At 68.2% G+C, this 24442-nt stretch carries 18 protein-coding genes; 3 read left to right on the top strand and 15 right to left on the bottom strand.

The genetic code is table 11. From position 1 onward, the window contains the following. Window positions 1-105 precede the first annotated feature (105 nt). The gene (locus AXYL_RS22355; RefSeq protein WP_013395140.1) at window positions 106-774 is read left to right on the top strand and encodes a FadR/GntR family transcriptional regulator; all 669 of its coding nucleotides are present in this window, start codon (window positions 106-108) and stop codon (window positions 772-774) included. 92 nt (window positions 775-866) lie between these two features. Here AXYL_RS22355 and AXYL_RS22350 read toward each other — a convergent pair whose 3' ends face one another. The 6 genes from AXYL_RS22350 to AXYL_RS22325 all read right to left on the bottom strand — a co-directional run bounded on the left by AXYL_RS22350 (window position 867) and on the right by AXYL_RS22325 (window position 8092). Next, a complete protein-coding gene (locus AXYL_RS22350; RefSeq protein ID WP_013395139.1) occupies window positions 867-1757 on the bottom strand; it encodes a GntR family transcriptional regulator in 891 nt (296 codons plus the stop codon). A gap of 5 nt (window positions 1758-1762) precedes the next feature. Continuing rightward, window positions 1763-2815, bottom strand: a complete 1053-nt coding sequence (gene pdxA, locus AXYL_RS22345) for a 4-hydroxythreonine-4-phosphate dehydrogenase PdxA (RefSeq protein ID WP_013395138.1) — start codon at window positions 2813-2815, stop codon at window positions 1763-1765. Next, on the bottom strand, window positions 2812-4029 hold the full coding sequence (gene dtnK / locus AXYL_RS22340; protein WP_013395137.1) for a D-threonate kinase: 1218 nt from the start codon (window positions 4027-4029) through the stop codon (window positions 2812-2814). The genes pdxA and dtnK overlap by 4 nt, the downstream gene beginning before the upstream one ends. Further along, entirely contained in the window at window positions 4026-5051 is a 1026-nt protein-coding gene (locus AXYL_RS22335; protein ID WP_013395136.1) for a 2-keto-3-deoxygluconate permease, read from the bottom strand. The genes dtnK and AXYL_RS22335 overlap by 4 nt, the downstream gene beginning before the upstream one ends. A gap of 148 nt (window positions 5052-5199) precedes the next feature. Further along, the gene (locus tag AXYL_RS22330) at window positions 5200-7326 is read right to left on the bottom strand and encodes a TonB-dependent siderophore receptor (RefSeq protein ID WP_013395135.1); all 2127 of its coding nucleotides are present in this window, start codon (window positions 7324-7326) and stop codon (window positions 5200-5202) included. Between the two features lie 241 nt (window positions 7327-7567). After that, on the bottom strand, window positions 7568-8092 hold the full coding sequence (locus tag AXYL_RS22325; RefSeq protein ID WP_013395134.1) for a MarR family winged helix-turn-helix transcriptional regulator: 525 nt from the start codon (window positions 8090-8092) through the stop codon (window positions 7568-7570). A gap of 166 nt (window positions 8093-8258) precedes the next feature. Between AXYL_RS22325 and AXYL_RS22320 the strand changes: the two genes are divergently transcribed. Beyond that, entirely contained in the window at window positions 8259-9233 is a 975-nt protein-coding gene (locus AXYL_RS22320) for a tripartite tricarboxylate transporter substrate-binding protein (protein WP_013395133.1), read from the top strand. A gap of 10 nt (window positions 9234-9243) precedes the next feature. Beyond that, on the top strand, window positions 9244-10812 hold the full coding sequence (locus tag AXYL_RS22315) for a sulfatase-like hydrolase/transferase (protein ID WP_013395132.1): 1569 nt from the start codon (window positions 9244-9246) through the stop codon (window positions 10810-10812). A gap of 51 nt (window positions 10813-10863) precedes the next feature. Here the strand turns inward: AXYL_RS22315 and AXYL_RS22310 are convergent, their stop codons facing one another. The 9 genes from AXYL_RS22310 to AXYL_RS22270 form a co-directional block, all read right to left on the bottom strand. Continuing rightward, window positions 10864-12567 carry an AMP-binding protein gene (locus AXYL_RS22310; protein ID WP_013395131.1) on the bottom strand — a complete coding sequence of 568 codons (1704 nt, stop codon included), beginning with the start codon at window positions 12565-12567 and terminating at the stop codon, window positions 10864-10866. 48 nt (window positions 12568-12615) lie between these two features. Next, complete coding sequence (locus tag AXYL_RS22305) at window positions 12616-13206, bottom strand: chalcone isomerase family protein (protein WP_013395130.1); 591 nt, start codon at window positions 13204-13206, stop codon at window positions 12616-12618. Further along, window positions 13170-13715, bottom strand: coding sequence for a PaaI family thioesterase (locus AXYL_RS22300; RefSeq protein ID WP_013395129.1), 546 nt, complete (start codon window positions 13713-13715; stop codon window positions 13170-13172). Before AXYL_RS22300 ends, AXYL_RS22305 begins: the two co-directional genes overlap by 37 nt. Before the next feature lie 17 nt (window positions 13716-13732). Further along, window positions 13733-14932: an acetyl-CoA C-acyltransferase gene (locus AXYL_RS22295; protein ID WP_013395128.1), complete on the bottom strand. Its 1200-nt coding sequence runs from the start codon at window positions 14930-14932 to the stop codon at window positions 13733-13735. A 1-nt stretch (window position 14933) separates the two neighbouring features. After that, window positions 14934-17324, bottom strand: a complete 2391-nt coding sequence (locus AXYL_RS22290) for a 3-hydroxyacyl-CoA dehydrogenase/enoyl-CoA hydratase family protein (protein ID WP_013395127.1) — start codon at window positions 17322-17324, stop codon at window positions 14934-14936. A 70-nt stretch (window positions 17325-17394) separates the two neighbouring features. Further along, entirely contained in the window at window positions 17395-18717 is a 1323-nt protein-coding gene (locus tag AXYL_RS22285; protein WP_013395126.1) for an OmpP1/FadL family transporter, read from the bottom strand. Between the two features lie 77 nt (window positions 18718-18794). Then, window positions 18795-20753 (bottom strand): 3-hydroxyacyl-CoA dehydrogenase NAD-binding domain-containing protein, encoded by a 1959-nt coding sequence (locus AXYL_RS22280; RefSeq protein WP_013395125.1) that lies wholly within the window; start codon window positions 20751-20753, stop codon window positions 18795-18797. Continuing rightward, window positions 20750-22045, bottom strand: a complete 1296-nt coding sequence (locus AXYL_RS22275; protein ID WP_013395124.1) for an acetyl-CoA C-acetyltransferase — start codon at window positions 22043-22045, stop codon at window positions 20750-20752. The genes AXYL_RS22280 and AXYL_RS22275 overlap by 4 nt, the downstream gene beginning before the upstream one ends. 12 nt (window positions 22046-22057) lie before the next feature. After that, window positions 22058-24406 carry an acyl-CoA dehydrogenase gene (locus AXYL_RS22270; protein ID WP_013395123.1) on the bottom strand — a complete coding sequence of 783 codons (2349 nt, stop codon included), beginning with the start codon at window positions 24404-24406 and terminating at the stop codon, window positions 22058-22060. Between the last annotated feature and the right edge of the window lie 36 nt (window positions 24407-24442).

Raw genomic sequence — 24442 nt, 5'->3', positions numbered from 1 at the left:
AAGAATATACCAACTGAACCAATTCTCCTATAAAAATTAATAGTTTTCGGGCGCTTATTGGTCTGAATTGGTATCATCTGGCCGCTAGCCATTCTGGAAAGGTCCATGGACAAAGCTTCCGCCCTGCGCGCGGTCATCATCGAGAATCTGCAATCCGGCGCGTGGGCCCCCGGCCATCGCCTGCCCACGGAACGCGCCCTGAGCGAACAGTTCGGCATCAGCCGTTCAACGGTGCGCCGCACCCTGGCCGAGTTGAAGAACGAAGGCCTGATCTCGCAGCGAGTGGGCAGCGGCACCTATGCCAATCCGTCCTCGACCCTGGCGCAGGCTGAAGGACTGCTGCGTGCCGAAGTGCTGTCCACCAGCCCGGCCGAATTGATGGCGGCGCGGCTGGTGCTGGAGCCGGCCATTGCGGCGCTGGTGGTGCAGCACGGCAGCCCCGCCGATTTCGCGGCCATGCAGGACGCCTGTGCGCGGGCCGAGGCCGCCGACAGTTTCGAAGCGTTCGAGATCTGGGACGCCAGGCTGCACGAATTGATGGCCACGGCCACCCACAATCTCTTCATCGAAAAGGTATTCGCGCTGATGACGGCGGCGCGGTCGCAGGCGACCTGGGGCGCCTTGAAGCGCAAGAGCCTGACGCCAGAGCGGCGCGCGTCCTATCAGGTGGAGCACCGCGAGATCGTCGACGCGCTGCATGACCGCGACGCCGAGCGCGCCATGGAGGCCGTGCGGCGGCATCTGCTGCACGTCAGGGATAATTTGCTGGGATAGGGGCTGCAGCGTCTGCAAGCCCTGGCACGGGCTCTGCGGCTGCTACGGGATCGATGGCCGGCGGCAAGGCCGGCCGGCGTCGGACAACCGGTTCAGGACTGCCCGCGCAGCCTGGCCAGTTCGGCGGATAGTTCGGCCACCAGGGCCTGGGCGCGCGCCAGCGGGTCGTGTTCCCCAGCCGGGATGTCGGCGGGCGCGGCGGGGGACTGCAGCCGGGGCTGCACGCTTTCATGTCCCATGCTGACGTCCACGTCGAACACCAGTTGTTCGGCGCGGTGCCAGGTCGTGAACCATTCCAGCGGCCGGCCATGCTGGTCCATGCCCTGGCCTTGCAGCATCAGCAGGGGCGTGCCGGTTTGCGTACCCAGCAATTCCGCCAGCGTCCGGTCGGCGGCGACTGCCCGGATCTGATTGCGCCCGGCGCCGGGACGCAGGCCGAAGCGCCGCGTCAGCACGCCGTGCAGGGACGCGTCGGTCAGATCGTCGGCGCGCAGGCCGGGCACGGCGGCGACGGGCAGCCAGGTGCGCACGTAGGCCAGCGGCGCGTCGGCCACATGGCGCAGGCGTTCCAGCATCAGCAACTGCGTGGTGCCGAAGAAGGCCGCCACGTCGGCGGGCGGCTCGGCGCGCGCGAACGCCAGCACGCGGGTCTGCAAGGCCACGCCGGACTGCGCGAATTGCTCGTACAGGCCGGTGGAGCGCTGCACCAGCCGGCGGTGCTCCTGCGGTGCAGCCACGCTGGCGGGGCGCCCGGTTTCGCGCTGGATCAGGCCTTCGGTGGCCAGGGCCGCCAGCGCCTGGCGCACCACGCTGCGCGCCACGCCAAAGCGGTCGCACAACGCTGCCTCGCTGGGCAGCACGGCGCCGGCCGCGAGCTTGTTCGTGCGGATGTATCCGCGCAGCAGGGTCGCCACCTGGGCGTGCAGCGGGATATCGCCGGAGCGGTCAAGTACGGGCAATGCGTCGTGCGTGGCGGGCGCCATGGGAATCAACCTCCGGTTTGTGCCCGCGCAGTTTCCCACACATGCGTCCAGCCCGGGGCCAGATGCGCGGCGCGCTCGGCGGCCAGGATCAGGCTGTCCTCGCGGGCGATACCCTTGCCGGCGATGTCGAAGGCGGTGCCGTGGTCCACGGACACGCGCACGACCGGCAGGCCCACCGTGATGTTCACGCCGTCGTCGCCATACACCGCCTTGAAGGGCGCGTGGCCCTGGTCGTGGTAACAGGCGATCACGAACTTCCACTTGCCGCGCACGGCTTGCGGGAACAGCGCGTCGGCCGGGATGGGGCCGGCGGCCAGGATGCCGGCGGCATTGGCTTCGGCCACGGCGGGCGCCAGGATGTCGGCGTCTTCGCTGCCGAAGATGCCGTTTTCGCCGGCATGCGGATTCAGGCCCGATACGGCCACCGGCTGGTCGCCGCGGCCCAGCGCCTGGGCGAACGAACCGGCCAGTCGCAGCACCGCGCGCATGCGCGCCGGGGTCAGGTCTTCGATGGCCTGGCGCAGCGACACGTGGGTGGTGGCGTGGAAAATGTAGAGGTCGCCGGCCGACAGCACCAGCGAGAAGGTCTTGACGCCGAACTCGTGCGCCAGCAGCTCGGTGTGGCCGGGCCACTTGTGGCCGGCGGCATGCATGGCGGCTTTGTTGAGCGGGGCGGTGACGATGCCGTCGACCTCGCCGGCGCGCGCCAGAGCGCAGGCCGTGGTGACGAAGCGTACCGAGCCGTCGCCCGCGTCCGCGCTGATCTCGCCCAGCTTCACATGGGCCAGCGAGGGGCCGGCTTGCAGCACTTCGATGGTGCCAGGAGTGTTGGCGCAGTCGGCCGCGCGCTCCAGCTTGCGCACGATAGCGGGGTCGCCGCCCAGGCTGCGCACGGCATTGGCCATCACGTCCACGTCGCCGACCACCAGCAGGCGGGCCTTCTGGCGCAGTTCATCATGGCCCATCAGCATCTTGGCGGTGATTTCCGGTCCGATGCCCGCCACGTCGCCCAGGGTTACGGCCAGCAGGGGCAGCTTGCCCGATTGGGGTTGTGTCATCGCTTGAATCTCCTGTCGCGGATCGCGCGCACCGCGCGAACCAGTACATCTTCGGTGCCAAAGCCGCCGGCCTTGGTCACCACGGGCAGGCCGGCGGCCGTGCCTCCGGTCAGCGTGCCCAGGGGCACGCCGCCCATCACTTCATCCACCAGCGCAATGCCGCGGGCGCCTAGCGCCACCAGCACGCTGCGCGCGCCGTCGCCGCCGGTGGCGACCACGCCGGCCGCGTTGGCGCTGGCGATCAATTGCGCGGCCAGGCTGCCCAGGCGCGCGGCGACGGTCTCGGAATCCAGACCGTCCAGTTGGCCCTCAGGCGCCAGCAGCAGCACCGTACCGGCCTGCGCGGGGGCTTGCGCGTGCGCCTGCAGCAGCGGCTGGCTCCAGGCCTGCCATGCGGCGTCGTCGGCCAATTGGGCCAGCGAGGGCGTCCAGGTGTCCGCGCCCGAGGCTTGCAGCGCGGCGGCTTGCGCCCGCGCCGCGCTGTGCTGCGAGGTCACCACCACCACGACCGGCGCGGTCTGGTCGGCGCCGGCCCAGACCCGGGCCAGCGGCACGGCCAGGCCGCCCGCGCCCACGGGCAGGGCGTGCACGCCAAGCAGGCCGATGGCGCGCGCCAGGCGCTCCAAGTCGACTTCAGTGGCGGCATCGACCACCACGGTCTTGCCTGCCTGGCGGATGCGCGCAGCCAGCGCTTGCGGCGTGTCGTCTTCCTGCGCCGCGACGTGCGCGCAACCGAGCAGGGTGGGGATATGGCTTTCGGTCACGGGGGTCACCGGATCGGTGGCCGCCGAGGTCTCGGTGACCGGCTTGCCGTTGACGTAGAGCACGCCTTGTTCGACGGTGCGGCCGGTGGCCGGAAAGGCCGGGCAGATCACCGCGATGGTGTCCGGGCCCCAAGCCTCGCGCGCCGCGTCGATCTCGGCCTTGAAGGCGCCGCGCAAGGTGGAGTCAACTTTCTTGTACAGGCGCGTGACGCCGGCCGCGCGCAGGCGCCGCACGTTCTGCCAGACGACTTCGGCCGCGTCGACGGCCGAAAGGGGGCGGCTGTTGGTCGTGACCGCCAACACTTCCACGCCGGCGGCGCCCGGACCCGACAGCGCCTGGTCGGCGCCGCCGATGGACAGGTGCGTGCTCCAGCCGGCGCGCACGAACTGCACCGCCGTGTCGCCGGAACCGGTCAGGTCATCGGCGACGATGGCGATGGCGGGATTCAAAGCGCTTCTCCGCGCGCTTCGCGCAGGGCGGGCGCGACCGTGGGGTCGGCGTCCTCGGACTTGAGCTCGCCGGCGCGCTTGAGGAAGTACGAGGCCAGCATCGGGGCCAGGATCGAGCTGATCAGCACGCAGGCAGCGACCTGCGCGGTGGCGGTCGACACGTATTGCTGGAAGTTGGGATCGGCTGCCGCCACGACCGCGGGAGTGGCGATGGCGTTGCCGGCGGTGGTGCCGGCCGCGAAGCCCAGGCCGCTCTTGCCGCCGCGCTTCAGGATGTAGCGATAGCCCAGGTAGACCAGGCCGCCAGTGATGGGGCTGATGATCAGGCCCAGGATCAGGCCGCTGATGCCGCCCGAAACCACGGCGCCCAGGTTGATGCCGGTACCCAGCGCGAAGGCGAAGAACGGGATGACGATGTTGGGCACGGGCTTGAGCACGTCGCGCCACTTGGGATCCAGGTTGCCGACCACCACGCCCAGCAGGAACGGCACCAGCGCCGCCACCAGGGCGATCATGGGGATGTCGGCCAGTCCCGAGGCGCCCAGGAACAGCAGGCTGAAGAAGGGGCCGTCGTTGACCGCGCTGGCCACATAGGCGCCGCGGTCGCGGGCGTCGCCGTACTGGCCGGTATAGGCCAGCCACAGGCCGCCGTTGCTGTTGTCGAAGGCCGCCAGCAGCGCCAGGATGGAGACGCCGAGCACGCCGTCCAGGCCGACATAGCTGCCCAGGATGATGATGAGGGTGGCGGGCACCAGCGTCTTCATCAACAGGATGGTGCCGGCGGTGGCCAGGATGGGGCCGCCCGTGCGCGCATTGACCTGAGTGCCGGTGGCGAAGATCAGCAGCGCGATCAGGGGCAGGGCGCTGTTCTTGAACAGCGCCGTGGTGAAGCCGCCGATCGCCAGGGCGTCGGGCGCGAAGGTGCCGATCAGGGAACCCAGGATCAGCGGCACCAGCATCAATCCACCGGGGATTTTCTGCATCGTGCCAAAAAAGGGCGAGCGGGTAGTTTCGGTCGACACTATCGGAGTCTCCAGGACGGTTTTTCTGGGTTGCAGACGTTCGAGCGCGCGTCTGTCAGATGGTTGATCAGGGATGAAAAACCGTAGTGTACACCTGTACGTACAGCATGTACGTACAGGTTTTCCCGCCCAGGAGGGAGTTCCGATTTTAGAAGCGGTAGGCGCCGCTCAGCATGACGGTGCGGCGCGCGCCGTAGAAGCAGTCGCCGCGGTCCAGGCAGACCACTTCATAAGTGCGGTCCGCAATGTTGTTCACGTTCAACGCATAGCGCCAAGGGCCGTTGTCGTAGCTGAGCATGGCGTCGAACAGCGTGACCGCCGGCGTTTCCGGAGCGCCGCCGTCGCGGAACGCCGACAGGTAGCGCACGCCCGCGCCCACCGCGAAGCCAGGCTGGCCGGCCAGCGCGAAGCGGTACTTGCCCCACATGGAGGCCATGTGCTTGGGCTGCGCCTCCAGCTGCGGATCGAGGTCGGTGTAGATGTAGTTGGCGATCACGTCCACGTCCTTGGTGACGCGGCCGCGCAGCTCCAACTCCACGCCGCGGGTGCGGGTCTTGCCGGCCTGCAGTTGGTTGTTCGGGTTGTTCGGATCGTTGGTCTGGCGGTTCTTTTCGCGCAGGTCATAGGCGGCCGCCGTGAACTCGATGTCGGCGTCCTTCGGCATGTACTTGATGCCGGCTTCGACCTGCTTGCCGCGCATGGGCTTCCAGCGCTGGTTGTAGAAGTCGGCGCCGGCGATGGGCGTGAACGATTCGCTGTAGCTGAGGTAGGGCGACCAGCCGTTGCCGGCCGCGTACATCAGGCCGAAGCGCTTGGTGGTGGCCATGTCGGTTTCGCGGTCCTGGCCTTCGGTGGTGCTGTCGGCGCGGTCGCGGCGGATGCCGGCCAGGAAGATCCAGTTTTTGTCGAACTTGATCTGGTCCTGCGCGTAGAAGCCGATCTGCTGCTGGTTGATCTTGGGGTTGTCCGACAGTTCATACTCGGGCGCGTTGCCGTACACGGGGTGGTACAGGTTCAACGGCGAGCCCGCGCCGCCGGCGGTCTGGCTGGTCTCGCGGTAGCGCGAATAGTCCATGCCGAAGATCACCGTGTGCTCGGTGCGGCCCCAGTTCAGCTTGCCTTCCAGGTTCTGGTCGGCCAGCAGGGTGCGCATGCGCGGTTTGTTGACGTAGAAGATGCGGTCGACGGTGGTCTGTTCCGGATCGATGTAGGAATCGCCGCGGCGCGCGCCGTAGACGTTGGGATAGAGCGTCTTGTAGTCGACGCTGCTGACCGTGTTGCGGAAGTTCTGTCGCACTTTCCAAGTGTCGTTGAACTGGTGCTCGAACAGCCAGCCCACGTTGAATTGTTCGGTGTCGTAGGCGTCGAAACCGGGCTCGCTGGCAAAGCGCCGGGTCGGGATGCGGCCGTTGGGATTTTCCTGCACCGAGCCGCTCCACGGCAGGAAGGACTGCGTGGTGCCGGCGCGGTCCTTCTGCCAGGTAGCCTGCAGCGTCAACGAGGTGGCCGCGCTGGGGCGCCAGGTCAAGGACGGCGCCAGCATCAGGCGGTCGTCCGGCGCGTACTGCACCTGGGTGTCGCTGTCGCGCCCCACCGCAATGACGCGGTACAGCCACTGGCCGTCCTCGCTGGCTGGACCCGTGAGGTCGGCCTGGATCTCGCGGCGGTTGTGGTTGCCCAGCACCAAGCCGATCTCGCGCTGCGTTTCTTCCAGCGGGCGTTTGCTGACCAGGTTGACGATGCCGCCGGTGCTGCCCTGTCCGTACAGCATGGAGGAAGGGCCGCGCAGCACTTCCACGCGCTCCATCGCATAAACCTCGGTGCGCGGATTGTTGAAGCTGAAATACTGGCGCAGGCCATCCAGGTACTGCACCGGTTCCACGCCGCGGACGCGCACGTAGTCGGCGCGGTTGTCCACGCCATACGCATTGGGGCGTACGCCGGCCGCATAGTTCATGGTGTCCTGGATGTTCTGCGCGCCCTGGTCCACGATTTGCTCGCGGGGAATCACGGTGATTGCCTGCGGCGTTTCCGACAAAGGCGTGTCGGTCTTGGTCGCGGTGGCGCTGCGCGTGGCGACATAGCCGTCGACTGGGCTGGTCGCGGTTTCGCCGGTGCCGGTGACCTGCACGGCGGGCAGGATGGTGGCGGGTTCGCTGGATGCGGCGGACTGGGCCTGGGCTGTGGCGCCCAGGCAGGCCGCAAGCGCGGCGGCGGTGGGCAACAGGATCAGCGGCCGCGCGCGCCGGGCGGCGGAATGAGAGTGGCGTTTCAATGGATTTCCCCTGCGGCCTGATATCAGCCGATTGCGTATGCAAATGACAACGATAACTATTATTAATTTAGTGGGTCGCGGCTGTCAGGAAATGCATGGGCCGCAGATGTAAAAAAGCCCTGCAAAGCTTGCCGGGCGGTAAGGTGGAAGGGGAAAAACGCCGTGCTATCAGTGGCTTGCGGCCGCATCCGGAAGCGGCGTTGCCGCCACGCGCCTGTTGGCGAGGCGCGACAGATCGGGGTCAGGCGTAGCGCGGCCGGCGGGTGCCGCCTTCACGCCGGCTGGCCTTTTCCGAGACGATATTGTCCTCGGCCATGCGGCGGCCGCGTTGCTCGATGCGGCCGAGAAAATCGCGCAGCAAGGCGACCTCGTCGTCGCTCAGGTCCTGCACCAGCAGGTCATTCAGGTGCGAGACCTCGGGCAGCAGGGCGTCGTAGCGGGCAATGCCTTCGGCCGTCGCTTCCACGCGCACCACGCGGCGGTCCGCGCTGTCGTGCAGGCGGCGCAGCCAGCCTTTCTCGCATAGCGCGCCCAGGGTGCGCGAAGTGCGCGTCAGGTCGAGCTTGGCGGCGGCCGCCAGTTCGGCCGAATTCATGGTGCCGCCCTCGACGGCACAGGCCAGCACACGCCATTCGCGGCGCGTGATGCCAAAGCGTCCTTCGCACAGGCGCAGGAATACCGGATTGGATTGCGACCACGCCTGGTACAGCCGGTACATCAGCATGTCGGCAAGCTGGCGTTGGCCGGGTTCGGGGATGTTCGGCATGGCGTTTCCTCCAGGTGGCGTTGCAGTTCGCGCTGCATATCGTTATGGGCAGTCCTGGATTAGATCAACAAATGCGCGCGTTGCTAAATTCAATTTCCCTATTTGGGTATCGGCCATGCAGTGACAACCATAATCGACAGCGGGCCGCTGTCTCCAGGAGTGGACCATGCGTAGATGGATATCAGGCGCTGCCGCGGCAGTGATACTTGCGGGGGGCGCGCCGCTAGCCGGCGCGCAGCAGGCCCCGCTGGACGGGACGCTGACGGTGGTGGTGGGCTATCCGCCGGGCGGCAGTTCGGACCGCATCGCGCGGCTGGTCGCGGACCGGCTCAAGGACCGGGTCGGCGTGCCTGTGGTGGTCGAGAACAAGACGGGGGCGGGCGGCCGCATCGCGGCGCAAGCCCTGCACGCGGCGCCGGCCAGCCAGAACGTGCTGATGCTGGCGAACCCGGCCGTGATGGTGGTGGCGCCGCTGGTCTACGCCCAACCCGGTTATGACGCGCAGCGCGACTTCAAGCCCGTGTCGCTGGTCAGCAGCTACAAGTTTGCGCTGGCGGTGGCGGCGAATTCGCCGATCCAGGACCTGGCCGGCCTGCGGCAGTGGCTGAAGGCGAACCCCAAGCAGTTCGCCGTGGGCGTGCCGGCCACCGGCAGCCTGCCGCACTTCTTCGCGCTGATGCTGGGCCGCGAACTGGGCCAGGAACCGGAAGTGGTCGGCTACCGCGGATCGGCGCCGCTGATTTCCGAACTGATAGGGGGCATCCTGCCGCAAGGCATAGATACGCTGGACACCTTGCTGCCGCAGCATCGCGCCGGCAAGATCCGCATCCTTGCCGTGTCCGGCGACGCGCGCGATGCCGAACTGAAGGACGTGCCCACCTTCAAAGAGGGCGGGGTGAACCTGGCGGCTGACGGCTGGAACGCGTTCTTCGCGCCAGCCGCGATGCCGCAGGCCAAGGCGGACAGGCTGGGCGCGGACATCGCGGCGGTGTTGCGCGAGCCCGCCATGCAGGAAGCCGTGCGCGCCGCGTACCTGGAGCCGGTGTCGCTGGATGCGCGCGGTACGGCCGACGCCTTGGCCGCCTACCGCAAGCAATGGGAGCCCGTGGTGCGCGCATCCGGCTTCACGGCCACGCAATAGGAGGACGGCGATGAGCGATGTGCAGAACGTGTTGTTCATCATGGCCGACCAGCTGCGGGCGGATCACCTGAGCTGTTATGGCCATCCCTACCTGCAGACGCCCAGCCTGGACGCGTTGGCGGCGCGCGGCGCGCGCTTCGACCGCGCCTTCGTGAACTCGGGCGTGTGCGGACCGTCGCGCATGAGCTACTACACCGGCCGCTACCCCTCGCGCCACGGCGCCACCTGGAACCGCGTGCCGCTGTCGGTCAACGAGATCACGCTGGGCGAGTACCTGGCGGGACAGGGCCGCGAGCTGGCGCTGGCCGGCAAGACCCATATCATTCCCGACAAGGCCGGCATGGAGCGGTTGGCGATCGACGGCAGCTCCGAGCTGGGCGTACTGCTCAGCCGCGGCGGCTTCACCGAACTGGACCGCTACGACGGCCATCACGCGCCGGGCGACGAAAGCGGCTATCCCGCCTTTCTGCGGCGCCACGGCTACAACAGCGCGGACCCCTGGACCGATTATGTGATCGCCGCGGTGGACCCGGGCGGCCAGGTGGTCAGCGGCTGGAACATGCGCAACGCGCATCTGCCCGCGCGCGTGGCCGAGCCGCATTCCGAGACCGCCTACATGACGGACCAGGCGCTGGACTTCATGAAGCGGCGCGGCAGCCAGCCTTGGGTGCTGCATCTGAGCTACGTGAAGCCGCACTGGCCCTACATGGCGCCGGATCCCTATCACAAGCTCTACACCCCGGACCAATGCCTGCCGGTCCGGCGCAATCGGGAAGAACTGGAGACCGCGCACCCGGTGGTGGCTGCCTACCGGCAGCATGAAGAGAGCGTCAGCTTTTCCACCGACGACTGCGTGCGCGTGGTGCGTCCGGCCTACCAGGGCTTGATCCGGCAGTTGGACGATCATCTGGGCCGGCTGTTCGACTACATGGAGGGCGCGGGCCTGATGAAGAACACGCTCATCGTGTTCACTTCGGACCACGGCGACTTCCTTGGCGATCATTGGCTGGGCGAAAAAGAGCTGTTCTACGACACCGCGCAGCGCGTGCCCTTCATCGTCATGGACCCTTCGGCCGCGGCCGACGCCACCCGCGGCCGTGCACTGGACGACATGGTGGAAAGCGTGGATCTGGTGCCCACGGTACTGCGCGCGCTGGGTACGCCCGGGCCAGGCCACCGGCTGGAGGGCCGTGAACTGCAGACCTTGCTGCACGGGCCCGACGCCGCCACGCCATGGCGCGACTGTGTGTATTCCGAGCTGGACTACAGCTTCCGCCAGGCTCGCGTTCTTTGCGGCAAGACCCCGCAGAACGCCCGCGCCTGGTCGGTGCGTACTGACCGCTGGCGCTACGTGTACTGGCTGGATGAGCGCGAACAGCTCTTCGACCTGCAGGCGGATCCCGACGAGTACCAGGACCTGGGCGCGAGCAGCGCGCACGCCGAAACGCGCCAGGCGTTGCGCCAGCGCCTGCTGGAGTGGATGCTGCGCGCCAAGCGCCGTACCACCATCAGCGACGAAGCCGTGGAAAAGGGTACCAACGCCCACAAGCGGGCAGGGGTGTACTTCGGCCAGTGGTAGTCCGGCCAGGGGCGCAAGGCGCTGGCTCGCGTTCCCGGCGAGCCAACGGATTCAGGCCTGGCCCGGCTGCCGGACGGGCGCCGGCGCGGCCTGCTGCGCTGCCGGCTTGAGCTCGCGGCGCAGGATCTTGCCGACATTGGTGCGTGGCAGATCATCGCGGAACTCGATGTAGCGCGGTACTTTGTAGCCGGTCAGCTGCTTGCGGCAATGCGCGATCAGGGTTTCGGCATCCAGCGCGGGATCCTTGCGGATCACGTACAGCTTGACGGCTTCGCCCGAGCGCTCGTCTGGCACGCCCACCGCCGCCACTTCGCGCACGCCCGGATGCAGGGCGGCCACGTCCTCGACCTCGTTGGGATAGACGTTGAAGCCAGACACCAGAATCATGTCCTTCTTGCGGTCCACCAGGAACACGTAACCCTTCTCGTCCACATAGCCGACGTCGCCGGTGCGCAGAAACCCATCCGGATACAGCACCAGCGCGGTTTCGTCGGGCCGTTGCCAATAGCCCTGCGTGACCTGGGGTCCGCGCACGCAGATTTCGCCGGTCTCGCCTATGCCCAGTTCACGGCCTTCGTCGTCGCGGATGGAAATTTCGGTGGACGGCACCGGCAGGCCGATCGATCCGGTGAATTCCTGCACGTCCAGCGGATTGATAGTGACCGCGGGTGAGGTCTCGGTCAGGCCGTAGGCCTGCGCCAGCGAACGGCCAGTGACGGCGCGCCAGCGGTCCGCCACGGAGCGTTGCACCGCCATGCCGCCGCCCATCGTCAGGCGCAGCCGCGAAAAATCCAGGCGTGCGAAATCCGGGTTGTTGAGCAGCGCGTTGAACAGCGTGTTTACGCCCGTGAAGGCCGAGAACGGCACCTTGCGCATTTCCTTGACCAGCCCGGGGATGTCGCGCGGGTTGATGATGAGCAGGTTGCTGGCGCCCATCTTCATGAAGGTCAGGCAGTTCGCCGTCAGCGCGAAGATGTGATACAGCGGCAAGGCCGTCACGATGCATTCCTCGCCTTCGGTCACCAGCGGCCTGACCCAGGCATAGGCCTGGTTCAGGTTGGCCACCAGGTTGCCGTGCGTCAGCATGGCCGCCTTGGCCACGCCGGTGGTGCCGCCGGTGTATTGCAGGCAGGCCAGGTCGCGCTGGTCCAGCGCGACTTCCGTGAAGGGCGCGGCGGCTGCGGCGCGCAGCGCATCGCCCAACCGGACGGCGCCGGGCAGGGACCAGGCGGGCACCATGCGCTTGACGCGGCGGACCACGAAATCCACCAGGCGCCCCTTGAGCGGCCCCAGCAGCTCGCCGATGGACGTCACCACCACGCGCTCGATCGCGGTCCCTCCCAGGGCTTTTTGCACGGTGGCGGCGAAGTTGTCCGCCACGACGATCACGCGGGCGCCCGAGTCGGCCAGCTGGTGCTGGAGTTCATGCGGGGTGTAGAGCGGATTGCAGTTGACCACCACGCAGCCGGCGCGCAGGGCGCCGAACAGGCACACGGGGTACTGCAGCAGGTTGGGCATCATCAGCGCGACGCGGTCGCCGCGGCCCAGGCCGTTGGCGTGCAGCCAGGCGGCGAAGTCGCGCGTCAGCCGGTCCAGCTCGGCATAGCTGAGCGACTTGCCCATGCTGATGTACGAGGTCTTGCCGGCATAGCGCCGGCAGCTCTCGCGCACGACCGAAGCCAGCGTCGTCACGCCGTCCATCTCGATCTCCGCGGGTACGCCCGCGGGATAGCTTTTCTGCCAGATTCGTTCCATTTACCGGATTTCCGTCTAGGGCCTGTACTGCAGGACGCGCCTGGAGCGCTAGCCGCCCAGCAGGGCTTTTTTCAGGGAGGCTTGGGCGGGCTTTTCGCCCAGCCAGACCCGCAGCAGGGCGCGCGCGAATGCGGGGCTGTCGATGCGGCCGCGCAGTTTGCCGTTATCCATGACCGCGACGCCGCGGGCGTCGAAATCCAGGTCTACCACGTCGCCTTCGCGCACCGAGCCGATTTCCGCCATCAGGGCGGACAGGCGGCCGGCCGGCGCTTTCAGCTCGGCCAGTTCCTGCGCGGAGCTATTGTCGCGCAAACCGTCCTGCAGGGCTTCGTCCAGGCTTTTGCTGTCCACGTCGCGCAGCAGGCGCAGGCGCATGCGGCGCGGTTCATCGCTGTTGATCAGCGCGGCTGCATCGCTGGTTTTCGCGGTGGCGTACAGCGCGGCCACGTAGACTTTGACGACGAACTTGGTGCGCACGCCGGCGCCGTTCAGCACCAGCGCGCGGCCGCCCTCCGACAGGCTGTCCGGCACGCGCACGCCGGCGACTTCCAGGTCGGCGGCTTGGGCGGGGGCGCCAGCCAGGCAGGCGGCAAGCATCAGGCTCAGGGCGAGGGTTCGCCCTCCGGGGATACGGCGCATGAGTCTCCTCCAGTGTTCTTTTGTTTGTAGAACTTCTTGTCTGCGATATAGATCGTGCGTTCCACGACGGCGTAGACCACGCCGTCGCGATCCTTGAGTTCCACCGTGTAGGTCCGGGTGGTTTCATGGTCGCGCGCCAGGATCGCGCGGATTTCCGCGATTTCGCCGGGCGCGAGCCGGAAGTCCACGTACAGCGTGGCATACGCCGGCTTGCGGTAGCGGATCGAGGCGGCCTTGTCCCACACGATATGGTCTGCGCCCAGCGCGGACATCAGCATCGTGGGGTGGGCGCCGTCGGTCACGGCGAACAGCGAACCGCCGTACATCGAGCCGACGATATTGCGGGTGCGCCGCAGCAGCGGCAGCTTGATGCGGATATGGTGGAAGTCCGCGGAGACATGCACCACTTTGCCGCCGGTGGCGCGGAACGCCGGATGCAGGTTGAAGCCCACCCGCATCAGGCGCGCCCGCCAGGTCGGCGACAGGTTCTTGAACCAATAGGGCTTCATGTTCCGCGCCGCTCCGTCTACATCGCCTCGAACAGACCGGCCGCGCCCATGCCGGTGCCGATGCACATGGTCACCAGCCCGTACTTGCCGCCCGTGCGGCGCAGGCCGTGGGTGATGGTAGCGGTGCGGATCGCGCCCGTGGCGCCCAGCGGGTGGCCCAGTGCGATCGCGCCGCCCAGTGGGTTCACCTTGGCCGGATCCAGCTTCAGTTCGCGGATGACGGCCAGCGACTGGGCGGCGAAGGCTTCGTTCAGTTCGATCCAGTCCAGCGCGTCCTGGCCGATGCCGGCGCGTTGCAGCACCTTGGGAATCGCTGCCACGGGGCCGATGCCCATGACCTCGGGCGGCACGCCGGCCACGGCGAAGCCGGCAAAGCGCGCCAGCGGGCTGAGGTTGAATTCGCGCAGGATGCGGTCGGACACCAGGATCACGGCGGCGGCGCCGTCGGACATCTGCGAGCTGTTGCCGGCGGTGACGCTGCCGCGCGCGGCGAACACGGGCTTCAGCCGGGCCAGCGCCGCGGCGCTGCTGTCCGGGCGCGGACCCTCGTCCACCTCGACCAGGCGGCGCGTGACGCGCACCGTGCCGCTGGCGTCGCCGGGCTGGCGCGACACCGTTTCATAGGGGGTGATCTCGGCGCGGAAATGGCCGGCGGCGATGGCGGCGCAGGCCTTCTGGTGCGAGGCCAGGGCGAAGGCGTCCTGGTCCTCGCGCGAGACCTTCCAGCGTTCGGCGACCTTCTCGCCGGTCAGGCCCATGCCGAAGGCCATGCCGATGTTTTCCTGGTGTTCGAAGATGGCCGGGTTCATCGACACCTTGTTGCCCATGATCTGCGGCATGGCGCTCATGGATTCGGTGCCGGCGCCTATCATGATGTCGGCTTCGCCGGTGCGGATGCGGGCCGCGGCGTCAGCCACCGCCTGCAGGCCGGAGGCGCAGAAGCGGTTCACGGTGACGCCGGCCACGCTTTGCGGCAGGCCGGCGAGCAACAGGCCGATGCGGGCCACGTTCATGCCCTGTTCGGCTTCCGGCATGGCGCAGCCGGCGATGACGTCGTCGATGCGCGCGGCGTCCAGGCCCGGGACCTGCGCCAGCGCGCCATTGAGCGCGGCCGCCAGCATGTCGTCGGGGCGGGTGGTGATGTAGGCGCCGTTGCGCTTGCCCACCGGCAGGCGCGTGGCGGCGACGATGTAGGCGTCTTGAATCTGCTTGCTCATGTCAGTTCCTCAGGGGCTTGCCGGTGTCCAGGGTGTGGCGGATGCGGGCCTGCGTTTCAGGCGTGCGCAGCAGCGCCACGAATTCCTTGCGTTCCACCGCCAGCAACCATTCCTCGTCGACCTTGGCGCCGGTTTCGACCTCGCCGCCGCACAGGGCAACGGCGGCGCTGCGCGCCACGCGGTAGTCGTGGGCGCTGATCATGCCGCCTTCGCGCATGTTGACCAGCACCATTTCGAAGTTGGCGATGCCGTTGCGGCCGGCGACGGGAATGTCGCGCAGGCGGGGCGGCGGCGTGTAGCCGGCCTCGGCTGCGGCGCGGGCCTGGCCGATGGCGACGTACAGCAGTTCGTCCGGATGGAACACGACGATGTCGTGCTCGCGGGCAAAGCCCGTGGCGATCGCTTCGAGCGCGCTCTTGGCGACCTGCGCCATGGCAATGGTCTGGAACACCGGCTGCAGGTAGGGGAAGACCTCGCCCGGCGTGGCGGTCGTGGCCGCCAGGGCGGCGGCGCGACCGGCGAATTCCTTGCTGCCGCCGCCGGCCGGAATCAGCCCGACGCCGGCTTCCACCAGCCCGACATAGCTTTCCAGCGCCAGCACCCGGTGCGAGGCATGCATCAGGAATTCGCAGCCGCCGCCCAACGCCATGCCCTGCACCGCCGCCACGGTGGGAATCTGCGCGTACTTGAACGACTGCGAGGTGCGCTGGAATTTCTCGACCGTGGCTTCCAGCATGTCCCACTGGCCGGCGGCGCAGGCCTCGGCGACCTGCTGCAGGTTGGCGCCCACTGCGAAGGGCGCGTCATGCCAGATGACCAGGCCGTCGTATTCGCGTTCGGCGCGCGCCACCGCCTGCAGGATGCCTTCCAGCACTTCGGCGCCCAGGGTGTGGTTCTTCGAGGTGACCGAGAGGATGGCCACGCCGGCGTCGGCCTGCGGCAGGTTCCACAGGCGCACGCCTTCGTTTTCCCAGATCGTGACGCCGCGCTCGCTGGCGCCTTCGCCGTAGACGCGCTCGGGGAACAGCTGGCGGCGGTACACCGGCAGCGTCGAGCGCGGGCGCAGCTGGCCGGTGCGCGCCGAGTAGGAGCCTTGCGGCGCATGCACGCCCTGGCGGTCCGGTTCCAGCGCCCAGGCGGGCAGCGGCGCATCGCTCATGGCCTGGCCGGCGGCGATGTCCTCGGCAACGGCGGCGGCGATGGCTTGCCAGCCGGCGGCCTGCCAGGTCTCGAACGGACCTTGGGCCCAGCCGAAGCCCCAGCGCATGGCCAGATCCAGGTCACGGGCGTTGTCGGCCACGTGTTCAAGCTGCACGGCGCTGTAGTGGAAGATGTCGCGGAACAGGCTCCACAGGAACTGGGCCTGGGGGTGGCCGCTGGCGCGCAGCGCGGCAAAGCGCTTACCCGGGTCGCGTTCCTTCAGCAGGGCGGCGACTTCGTCGGCCAGCTTGCCGGCGCCGGGCGCGTAGTCCTGCGCCTTCAGGTCCAGCACCTGGATTTCGCGGCCCTGCTTGCGGTAGACGCCGGCGCCTGTCTTCTGGCCCAGCGCGCCCTTGGCGATCAGGGCCGAGAGCCACTCGGGCAGCTTGAAGTAGCGGTGCCAGGGATCGTCCGGCAGATTCTTTTCCATGGTGCCGACCACGTGGGCCAGCGTGTCCAGGCCGACCACGTCGGCGGTGCGGTAGGTGGCGCTCTTGGGGCGGCCGATCTTCGGCCCGGTCAGCGCGTCGACCTCGTCGAACGCCAGGCCGAGGCGGGCCGTGTGGTGCATCGCTGCCAGGATCGAAAACACGCCGATGCGGTTGGCCACGAAGTTGGGCGTGTCCAGCGCGCGGATCACGCCCTTGCCCAGGGTCGAGGTCAGCCAGGTTTCAAGCTGGTCGAGCACGGCGGGCTGGGTGTGCGAGGTGGCGATGATCTCCACCAGCCGCATGTAGCGGGGCGGATTGAAAAAGTGGATGCCGCAAAAGCGGTCGCGCAGGCCCGCGGGCAGGGCGTTGGCCAGCGCGTCGATCGACAGGCCCGAGGTGTTGGAGGCGATGATGGCGCCAGGGGCCACATGCGGCGCGATGCGCTCGTACAGCGCGGTCTTCCAGTCCATGCGTTCGGCGATGGCCTCGATGACCAGGTCGCAGCTGCGCAGGCGTTCCAGGTCGTCGTCGTAGTTGGCGGGCGTGATGTACGCCAGGCGCGCAGCGCCGGCCAGCGGCGCGGGCTCCAGCTTCTTCAAGCCGGCGATCGCCTTCTTGACCGTGCCGTTGCGGTCGCCTTCGGGGGCGGCCAGGTCGAACAGCGTGACGGGCACGCCGGCATTGGCCAGATGGGCGGCGATCTGCGCGCCCATGACGCCGGCCCCCAGGACGGCGACGTGTTTGACGACGAACTTGCTCAAGGCAGTCTCCTGAAAAAATGCGGATGGCGAGGCGGTCCGGTCGAGGCCGGGCCCCGCCATCCGGGGCGGGTTAGAAGCGGGACGACAGCTGTATGCCCAGGATGTGGGCATTGCTGTCATAGGTGCCCGCGACGCGGCCCTTGGTCAGCTGGCTGCCGGACGTCGTATCGATGTCCGTCTTGCGCAGATAGAGATAGGTATAGCCCACGTCGAGCGTGGTGTCCTTGGTGGCCTGCCACTGCACGCCGGTCGAGAGCCAGTAGCGGTCGTTGTCCGGCAGCGAGGTCGGGCGGTCGGCTTCCTTGTACACGGGCGACTGGTCGAAGGCGACGCCGAACTTCCACTTCCAGTTGGGCGCGAACTTGTAGTTGGCGCCCAGGGCGACGCGCCAACTGTCGCGGAAGTTCAGCGGCAGCTCGTCATCGCGCGCGCCAGGGCCCGAGTTGCGGATCTTCAGGTTGGGGATGCTGCTCCAGCCGGTCCATGAGACGTCGCCCAGCAGCTCCCAGCGTTCGTTCAACTGGTGCGCCGCGCTCAGGATCAGGGTGTCGGGCAGGGACACGGTTGCCTTGGCGTCGAACGACACCGAGTTGCCACGCGGATAGATGCTGGTAATGTCAGTATCGCCCTTGGCCGTGTGCTTGATCTTGGAGCGGTAGGACAGGCCGATGCGGGTGTCTTCCGTCGGTTGCAGCATGAAGCCCACGTTCCAGCCCCAGGCGTCGCCCTTGAGATTCAAGTCGGCGTCGCCAGTGGTGCCCAGCGGCAGGCCTGGAACCGGCAGCACGGTCTTCTTCTTGTAATTGGCGTCGATGTGCTGCCAATTCAAGCCAAAGCCCATGGAGAACTTCTCGTTGACCTTGTAGGCGATCGACGGGTTGACGTTGATCGTCTTGATCTCGAACTTGTTGGAGTGGTACTGGCCCACCCAGCCGTCGTCGTACTCGGTCATCAGGCCGAAGGGCGCGCCCACGCCCAGGCCGATGTACCACTGCTCGTTCAATTGCCAGGAGGCGTACATATTGGGCACCACGCCCAGGTTGCCGGCGTCGCCGCCGTTGCCGCCGGTCGGGCGCGATCCGCCCAGGCCGGTGCCCGGCAGGCCGGGAATGCTGGGGTTGCGGCTGTCGCCGTTGTCGGAAAACTTGAACGACGGCTTGATCAGGTTGACGCCGCCGGACACGTTGAAGCCGGGCAGGTAGGTCATGCCGGCCGGGTTGTAATAGATGATGCTGGCGTTCTCCGGATTCGCCGCAGAGCCCGCATAGGCGTTGCCCAGGCCGCTGGCGTTCTGCTCCAGGAGCTGAAAGCCGGCCGAGTGCGTTGCCGTGGTCGCGCCCAGGCCGACCACGAGGGCCGACAAGGTGCTCAGGGACAATGAACGTCTGCTCATGGTACTGCCTCCTCGTGATGGATAGATGTCTCTATGGCACTGCCGGTCTTGTCGTTCCGGTTTAGGGGGTACAGGTCCTAATCGGCCTCAGCCGGTCTTATATCGCGCAATGCTTTACTGCTCTGGTAATGCAAGGGGCCGCCCGTGAATGGCGCGAACCCCGTTCCGAAAATCACGCCCGCGTCCGCCAGGTCGGCGTCGGCGACGATGCCCGCGTCCACGCGCTGGCGCGTGGCGTCTATCAGCGGCTGGATCAGGCGCTGCGCCAGTCCGGCGGGCGCGCCGGCGGGGCTGGCGCCCTTGGCCGGCTTGCCGTCGCGCCAGATGTAGAAGCCGCGGCCGCTCTTCTTGCCCAGGTCGCCGCGCGCCAGGCGCTCGGCCAGGCAGCGCGGCGGCTCGGCGCCGCCAGCAAGTTCCTCGCCTGCCGCGCGCGCGATGTCCAAGCCCACGGTATCTGCCAGCTCCAGCGGTCCCATCGGCATGCCGAAGGCGACCATGGCCGCGTCCACGGCCTCGGGCGCCAAGCCTTCATCCACGCTGCGCATGGCCTCCAGCATATAGGGCGCCAGCACGGCGTTGACCAGGAAGCCCGGCGCGCTCTTGACCGGCAGCGCCAGCTTGTCGATCTGCCCGACGAAGGCGCAGGCGCGGGCTTGCGCGTCGCCTGCGTCGCCTTCGGCGTGCACCACCTCCACCAGGGGCATCTTGGCCGCGGGATTGAAGAAGTGGATGCCCACCAGACGTTCTGGGTGCGCAAGGCCTGCGCGCAAGGTCTCCAGTGCCAGGCTGGAGGTGTTGGTGGCGAGCAGGGCATCGGCCTTCATGCGCGGTTCCAGCGAACGGTAGAGCGCGCGTTTGGCCTCGGGCTGTTCGCTGATGGCTTCGATGACGATGTCGGCCAGCGGCACGCCGCCGCCCGCCGGGTCGGGCATCAGGCGGTCGAACGCCGCGCGCGCCAGCCGCGGATCCTTCAGGCGGCGCGAGTACAGCTGGGCGGCGCGCTTGATGGCCGGCGCGATGCGCGCCATGTCCTGGTCCTGCAAGGTGACCGTCATGCCCTTGAGCGCGCACCAGGCGGCGATATCGCCGCCCATCACCCCGGCGCCCACCACGTGCACATGGCGCGCGGGCGCGATGCCGGCCTGTTTGCCGTTGGCCTTCAGCCGGTCCTGCAGGCGGAACACCCGCAGCAGGTTGCGGGCGGTGTCGGAGGAAATGATGCGGTCGATCAGCGCGGGCGCCTGCAGGGCGTTGCCGCCGTGTTTTTCCCAGATATCGACGATGGCGGGCGCGGCGGGATAGTGGCCCAGCGGATCCTTGGCGGCGATCTGCTTGCGGGCGCGGCTGGCGACGATGGCCTTGAGCGGCCAGCGGTTGGCCCAGCCGCCGAAGCCGCGCGCGCGGCGCGGCGCCTTGCGCGACAGCACCGTCTGGCGCGCGGCGGCCAGCAGCAGGCGCGGCGGCACGCGCGCGTCGGCAAGACCCAATGCGGCGGCGCGGCGCGCGTCGGCGCCGCGGCCGGTCAGCATCATGTCGAGCGCGGCGGGCGCGCCTATCAGTTGCGGCAGGCGCAGCATGCCGCCCCAGCCGGGGAAAATCCCCAGCATCACTTCGGGCAGCGCGAGCGAGGTGCCGGGCTGGTCCGCCACCAGCCGGTAGCGGCAGGCCAGCGCCAGCTCCAGGCCGCCGCCCAGGCAGTGGCCCTGGATCAGCGCCAGCGTCGGATAGCGCACCGCGGCCAGGCGGTTGAAGAGATTCCAGCCGCGCGCGACCAGCGCGCGCGCCTGTTCCGGCGTGTCCAGGCTGGCGAATTCATTGACGTCGGCGCCCACGATGAAGCCCGTGGCCTTGCCGGACTGGATGATCAACCCCGCGGGCGGGACTGCGTCCAGCGCATCCAGCACCACCGCCAGCTCGCCCATGGTGTCGGCGGACAAGGCATTGACCGCGCTGCCGGCGCGGTCGAAGGTCAGCCACGCCAGGCCGTCGGTATCGCGGTCCAGGCGCCAGTGGGATAGCGTATCCAGTGTCGTCATGGGCGGTCCTCGTCCAGGGTTTCGACCAGCATCGCGCCGCCTTGGCCGCCGCCGATGCAGATGGCCGCCATGCCGCGTCTGGCGCCGCGGCGCTTCAGGGCCGCGAGCAGGTGCAGCACGATGCGGGCGCCGGAAGCGCCCACGGGATGCCCGATGGCGATTGCGCCGCCATCGACGTTGAGCCGGGCCGGATCGAGGTCGCCCCAGGCCGGCGTGCCGAAATGCTCCTGGCAATAGGCATCGTCGCGCCAGGCCGCCAGGCAGCCTAACACCTGGGCGGCGAAGGCCTCGTTGATCTCCCACAAGTCCAGGTCATTGAGGCCCAGGCCGTGGCGTTGCAGGATGGGTGTGGCCGCATGTACCGGACCCAGGCCCATCTGCGCGGGATCGAGGCCGGCCCACTGGCTGTCGACGATGCGGCCCAGCGGCCGCAAGTTCCATTTGCGCACCGCTTCCTCGGAAGCGAGCGTGAGCATGGCGGCGCCGTCCGTCACTTGCGAGCTGTTGCCCGCGGTGATGTTGCCCCAGGGCTTGTCGAACACGGGTTTGAGCTTGGCGAGTTTTTCGGGCGTGGAGTCGTCGCGCACGCCATCGTCGTCGGGATAGAGCTTGCCTTGCGTGTCGATCAGCGGCGAGATCTCGCCCAGCGCGCCGGCCGCGCGGGCCGCCAGCGCGCGCGCATGGCTCTGGGCCGCATAGGCGTCCATCGCCGCGCGGTCGATGCCGAAGCGGGTCGCGACGTTCTCGGCGGTCTGTCCCATGGACAGGCCGACCACCGGGTCCGTCAGGCCCTTGAGCAGGCCGATGACGGGCGCAAGGTTGCGCAGTCGGAAGCGGCCCAATGCCGCGAGCTTGGCGCCCATGCCGCGGGCGGCATACCAACTGGCCAGCCAGCGCACCATCTCGTCCGAGTACAGCACCGGCGCGCGCGACAGGGCATCCGTGCCGCCGGCCAGCACCAGTTCGGAACGGCCGGACTGGATGTTGGCGATGGCGGAATCCAGCGCCTGCATGCCGGATGCGCAATTGCGCATGACGGTCCAGCCCGGCACCTTGTTGCCGCAGCCCAGGCGCAGCGCGATCACGCGGCCGATGTTCACTTCGTCGGGGGACGGCGCGGCGCAGCCCACGATGACCTCGTCCAGGTCCGTGGGCGCATGGGGCTGGCGCAGCAGCAGGGCGCGCCCGGCCTGCACTGCGAGATCGCCGGCGGCGAAGGGGCCTGGGCCGGTGCGCGCCTTCAGGAAAGGCGTGCGGGCGCCGTCGACGACGTAAACCGGTTTGAATGCCATCCGCTGCCTCCTTCAGGCGACCCTGCGTTCGGCCGCGGGGCTGCCCTGGTCCGCGGCGCGCAAGTCAAAGGGAAAATCATCCACTTTCACCACCGTGTCGCGCAAGCGGTTGCGGCGTTTCACCACTGCAAATTCTTCCGGGGTGATGCCGCCGATGGCGAAGGCGGCGTCGGCGATGTCGCGCACATTGGCCTGCGGATTGCCGTCAAGCGCGCCGCGCTTTTCAAGTTCGCGGATCTTGGCTTCGATGGGTTCTGCGTCCAGCGTGGCGGCCAGGGCCAGTTCGATCGCGCCCACGGGTTCGGCTTCGGTAGCCGGCAGATGGCAGCCCGCGGTCAGGCGGTCGCGCGTCGCGCTCGGGTTGATCAGCAGCCGCGCCACGTCCTGCCCCAGTTGGTCGGACGGCAGGGACTGCGTGCGGCCCCAGGGGAAGACCAGGCGGCGCAGGCTCCAGGCCACGAAGCGGTTGGGGTAGTTGTCGAGCACGCCTTCGATGGCTTCCTGCAACTTGTACAGCGCGTCCTGGATCGACCAGTGGGCCAGCGGCGCATCGGCCGCCTGGCGGCCTTCGTCCTCGAAGCGCTTGAGCGTGGCGCTGATCAGGTACATCTGCGACAGCACGTCGCCCAGGCGCGCCGACAGGCGCTCGCGGCGCTTCAGGCTGCCGCCCAGCACCAGCATGGAGGTATCGGCCAGCAGCGCGAAGGCGGCGCTGTAGCGGCTGAGCAGTTGGTAGTAGCGTTTCATGTCGGGTGCGACGTCGGCGTTGACGCCGACGAAGCGCGCACCGGTGAGCGCGGTGCCCAAGGCGCGCAGCTTGTTCTTCGCGACGAAGCCCACGTGGCCCCAGAAGGCGAGGTCGAAATCGTCCAGGCCGCGCTTGCGGTCGGGCGACTGCGCGGCTTGCATTTCAGCCAGCACGTAGGGATGGCAGCGGATCGCGCCCTGGCCGAAGATGATCAGGCTGCGCGTCAGGATGTTGGCGCCTTCGACGGTGATGCCGATGGGAATCTGCTGATAGGCGCGGCCGAGAAAGTTGGACGGTCCCAGGCAGATGCCCTTGCCGCCGATGACGTCCATGCCGTCGTTGACGACCTGGCGCGCGCGCTCGGTCACGTGGTACTTGACGATGGCGGACACGACCGAGGGCTTTTCGCCCAGGTCCACCGCGCCCGCCGTCATGCTGCGCGCGGCGTCCATCATGTAGGTGTTGCCGCCGATGCGCGCCAGCGCTTCTTCCACGCCTTCGAACTTGCCGACGGGTGTGCGGAATTGGCTGCGCACGCGCGCATAGCCGCCTACCGCCCGCGTCGTCAGCTTGGACATGCCGGTGTTGGACGAGGGCAGCGAAATCGAGCGGCCCGCGGCCAGGCATTCCATCAGCATGCGCCAGCCCTGGCCGGCCATGGCCGGGCCGCCGATGATGAAGTCCAGCGGCATGAACACGTCCGTGCCGCGCGTGGGGCCGTTCATGAACATGGCGTTCAGCGGAAAGTGGCGGCGGCCGGTGTCCACGCCGGGATGGTCGTGCGGCACCAGTGCGCAGGTGATGCCCAGGTCTTTCGCGCCGCCCAACAGGCCGTCGGGATCGTACAGGCGGAACGCCAGGCCCAGCAGGGTGCACACGGGCGCCAGCGTGATGTAGCGCTTGTCCCAGGTGACCTTCATGCCTATTACTTCGCGGCCCTGCCATTCGCCCTTGCAGACGATGCCGCTGTCGGGGATGGCGGCGGCGTCGGAGCCGGCCCAGGGACTGGTCAGCGCGAAGGCGGGCACTTCCTCGCCGCGCGCCAGGCGCGGCAGATAGTGGTTCTTCTGTTCGTCGGTGCCGTAATGCAGCAGCAGTTCGGCGGGGCCAAGCGAATTGGGCACCATGACCGACACCGCCAGGGCCGACGAGCGCGTGGACAGCTTGGTCACGATTTCGGAGTGGGCATAGGCCGAGAACCCCAGGCCGCCGTATGCCTTGGGAATGATCATGCCCAGGAAACCCTGGGTCTTCAGGTAGCTCCAGACTTCGGCCGGCAGGTCGTAGCTTTCCTGCGTCACGTGCCAGTCGTTGACCATGCGGCAAGCCTCTTCGGCCTGGACGTCGAGAAAGCGTTGTTCGTCATCGTTCAGGCGCGGGCGAGGATAGGCCAGCAGGCGGCTCCAGTCGGGGCGGCCGCGGAACAATTCGCCTTCCCACCAGACCGTGCCCGCTTCGAGCGCATCGCGCTCGGTGTCCGACATCTGCGGCAGCACCGTGCGGTACAGATTGAAGATCGGAGCGGACAGCAGGGCGCGGCGGATGGGACGCACGCCCAGCACGACCGCGGCCAGCAGCGCGACGATGACCAGGGCGAGGATGACTGCGTTCATTTTCTTGTCTCCGTGGAGGTTCTGTTCCGTCTGCGG

It is taken from the genome of Achromobacter xylosoxidans A8, assembly GCF_000165835.1.
Lineage (GTDB): Bacteria > Pseudomonadota > Gammaproteobacteria > Burkholderiales > Burkholderiaceae_B > Achromobacter > Achromobacter xylosoxidans_B.
The sequence above is the reverse complement of the archived record's forward strand: the minus strand, read 5'-3'. Positions and strand labels throughout refer to the sequence as shown.

Excerpts from the sequence above, each read along its gene's own strand:
- AXYL_RS22320 (WP_013395133.1), top strand. The coding sequence starts at position 8,259 with ATGCGTAGATGGATATCAGGCGCTGCCGCGGCAGTGATACTTGCGGGG.
- AXYL_RS22300 (WP_013395129.1), bottom strand. The coding sequence starts at position 13,715 with ATGAAGCCCTATTGGTTCAAGAACCTGTCGCCGACCTGGCGGGCGCGC.
- AXYL_RS22280 (WP_013395125.1), bottom strand. The coding sequence starts at position 20,753 with ATGACGACACTGGATACGCTATCCCACTGGCGCCTGGACCGCGATACC.
- AXYL_RS22315 (WP_013395132.1), top strand. The coding sequence starts at position 9,244 with ATGAGCGATGTGCAGAACGTGTTGTTCATCATGGCCGACCAGCTGCGG.
- AXYL_RS22295 (WP_013395128.1), bottom strand. The coding sequence starts at position 14,932 with ATGAGCAAGCAGATTCAAGACGCCTACATCGTCGCCGCCACGCGCCTG.
- AXYL_RS22350 (WP_013395139.1), bottom strand. The coding sequence starts at position 1,757 with ATGGCGCCCGCCACGCACGACGCATTGCCCGTACTTGACCGCTCCGGC.
- pdxA (WP_013395138.1), bottom strand. The coding sequence starts at position 2,815 with ATGACACAACCCCAATCGGGCAAGCTGCCCCTGCTGGCCGTAACCCTG.
- AXYL_RS22310 (WP_013395131.1), bottom strand. The coding sequence starts at position 12,567 with ATGGAACGAATCTGGCAGAAAAGCTATCCCGCGGGCGTACCCGCGGAG.
- AXYL_RS22285 (WP_013395126.1), bottom strand. The coding sequence starts at position 18,717 with ATGAGCAGACGTTCATTGTCCCTGAGCACCTTGTCGGCCCTCGTGGTC.
- AXYL_RS22305 (WP_013395130.1), bottom strand. The coding sequence starts at position 13,206 with ATGCGCCGTATCCCCGGAGGGCGAACCCTCGCCCTGAGCCTGATGCTT.
- AXYL_RS22275 (WP_013395124.1), bottom strand. The coding sequence starts at position 22,045 with ATGGCATTCAAACCGGTTTACGTCGTCGACGGCGCCCGCACGCCTTTC.
- AXYL_RS22325 (WP_013395134.1), bottom strand. The coding sequence starts at position 8,092 with ATGCCGAACATCCCCGAACCCGGCCAACGCCAGCTTGCCGACATGCTG.
- AXYL_RS22270 (WP_013395123.1), bottom strand. The coding sequence starts at position 24,406 with ATGAACGCAGTCATCCTCGCCCTGGTCATCGTCGCGCTGCTGGCCGCG.
- AXYL_RS22355 (WP_013395140.1), top strand. The coding sequence starts at position 106 with ATGGACAAAGCTTCCGCCCTGCGCGCGGTCATCATCGAGAATCTGCAA.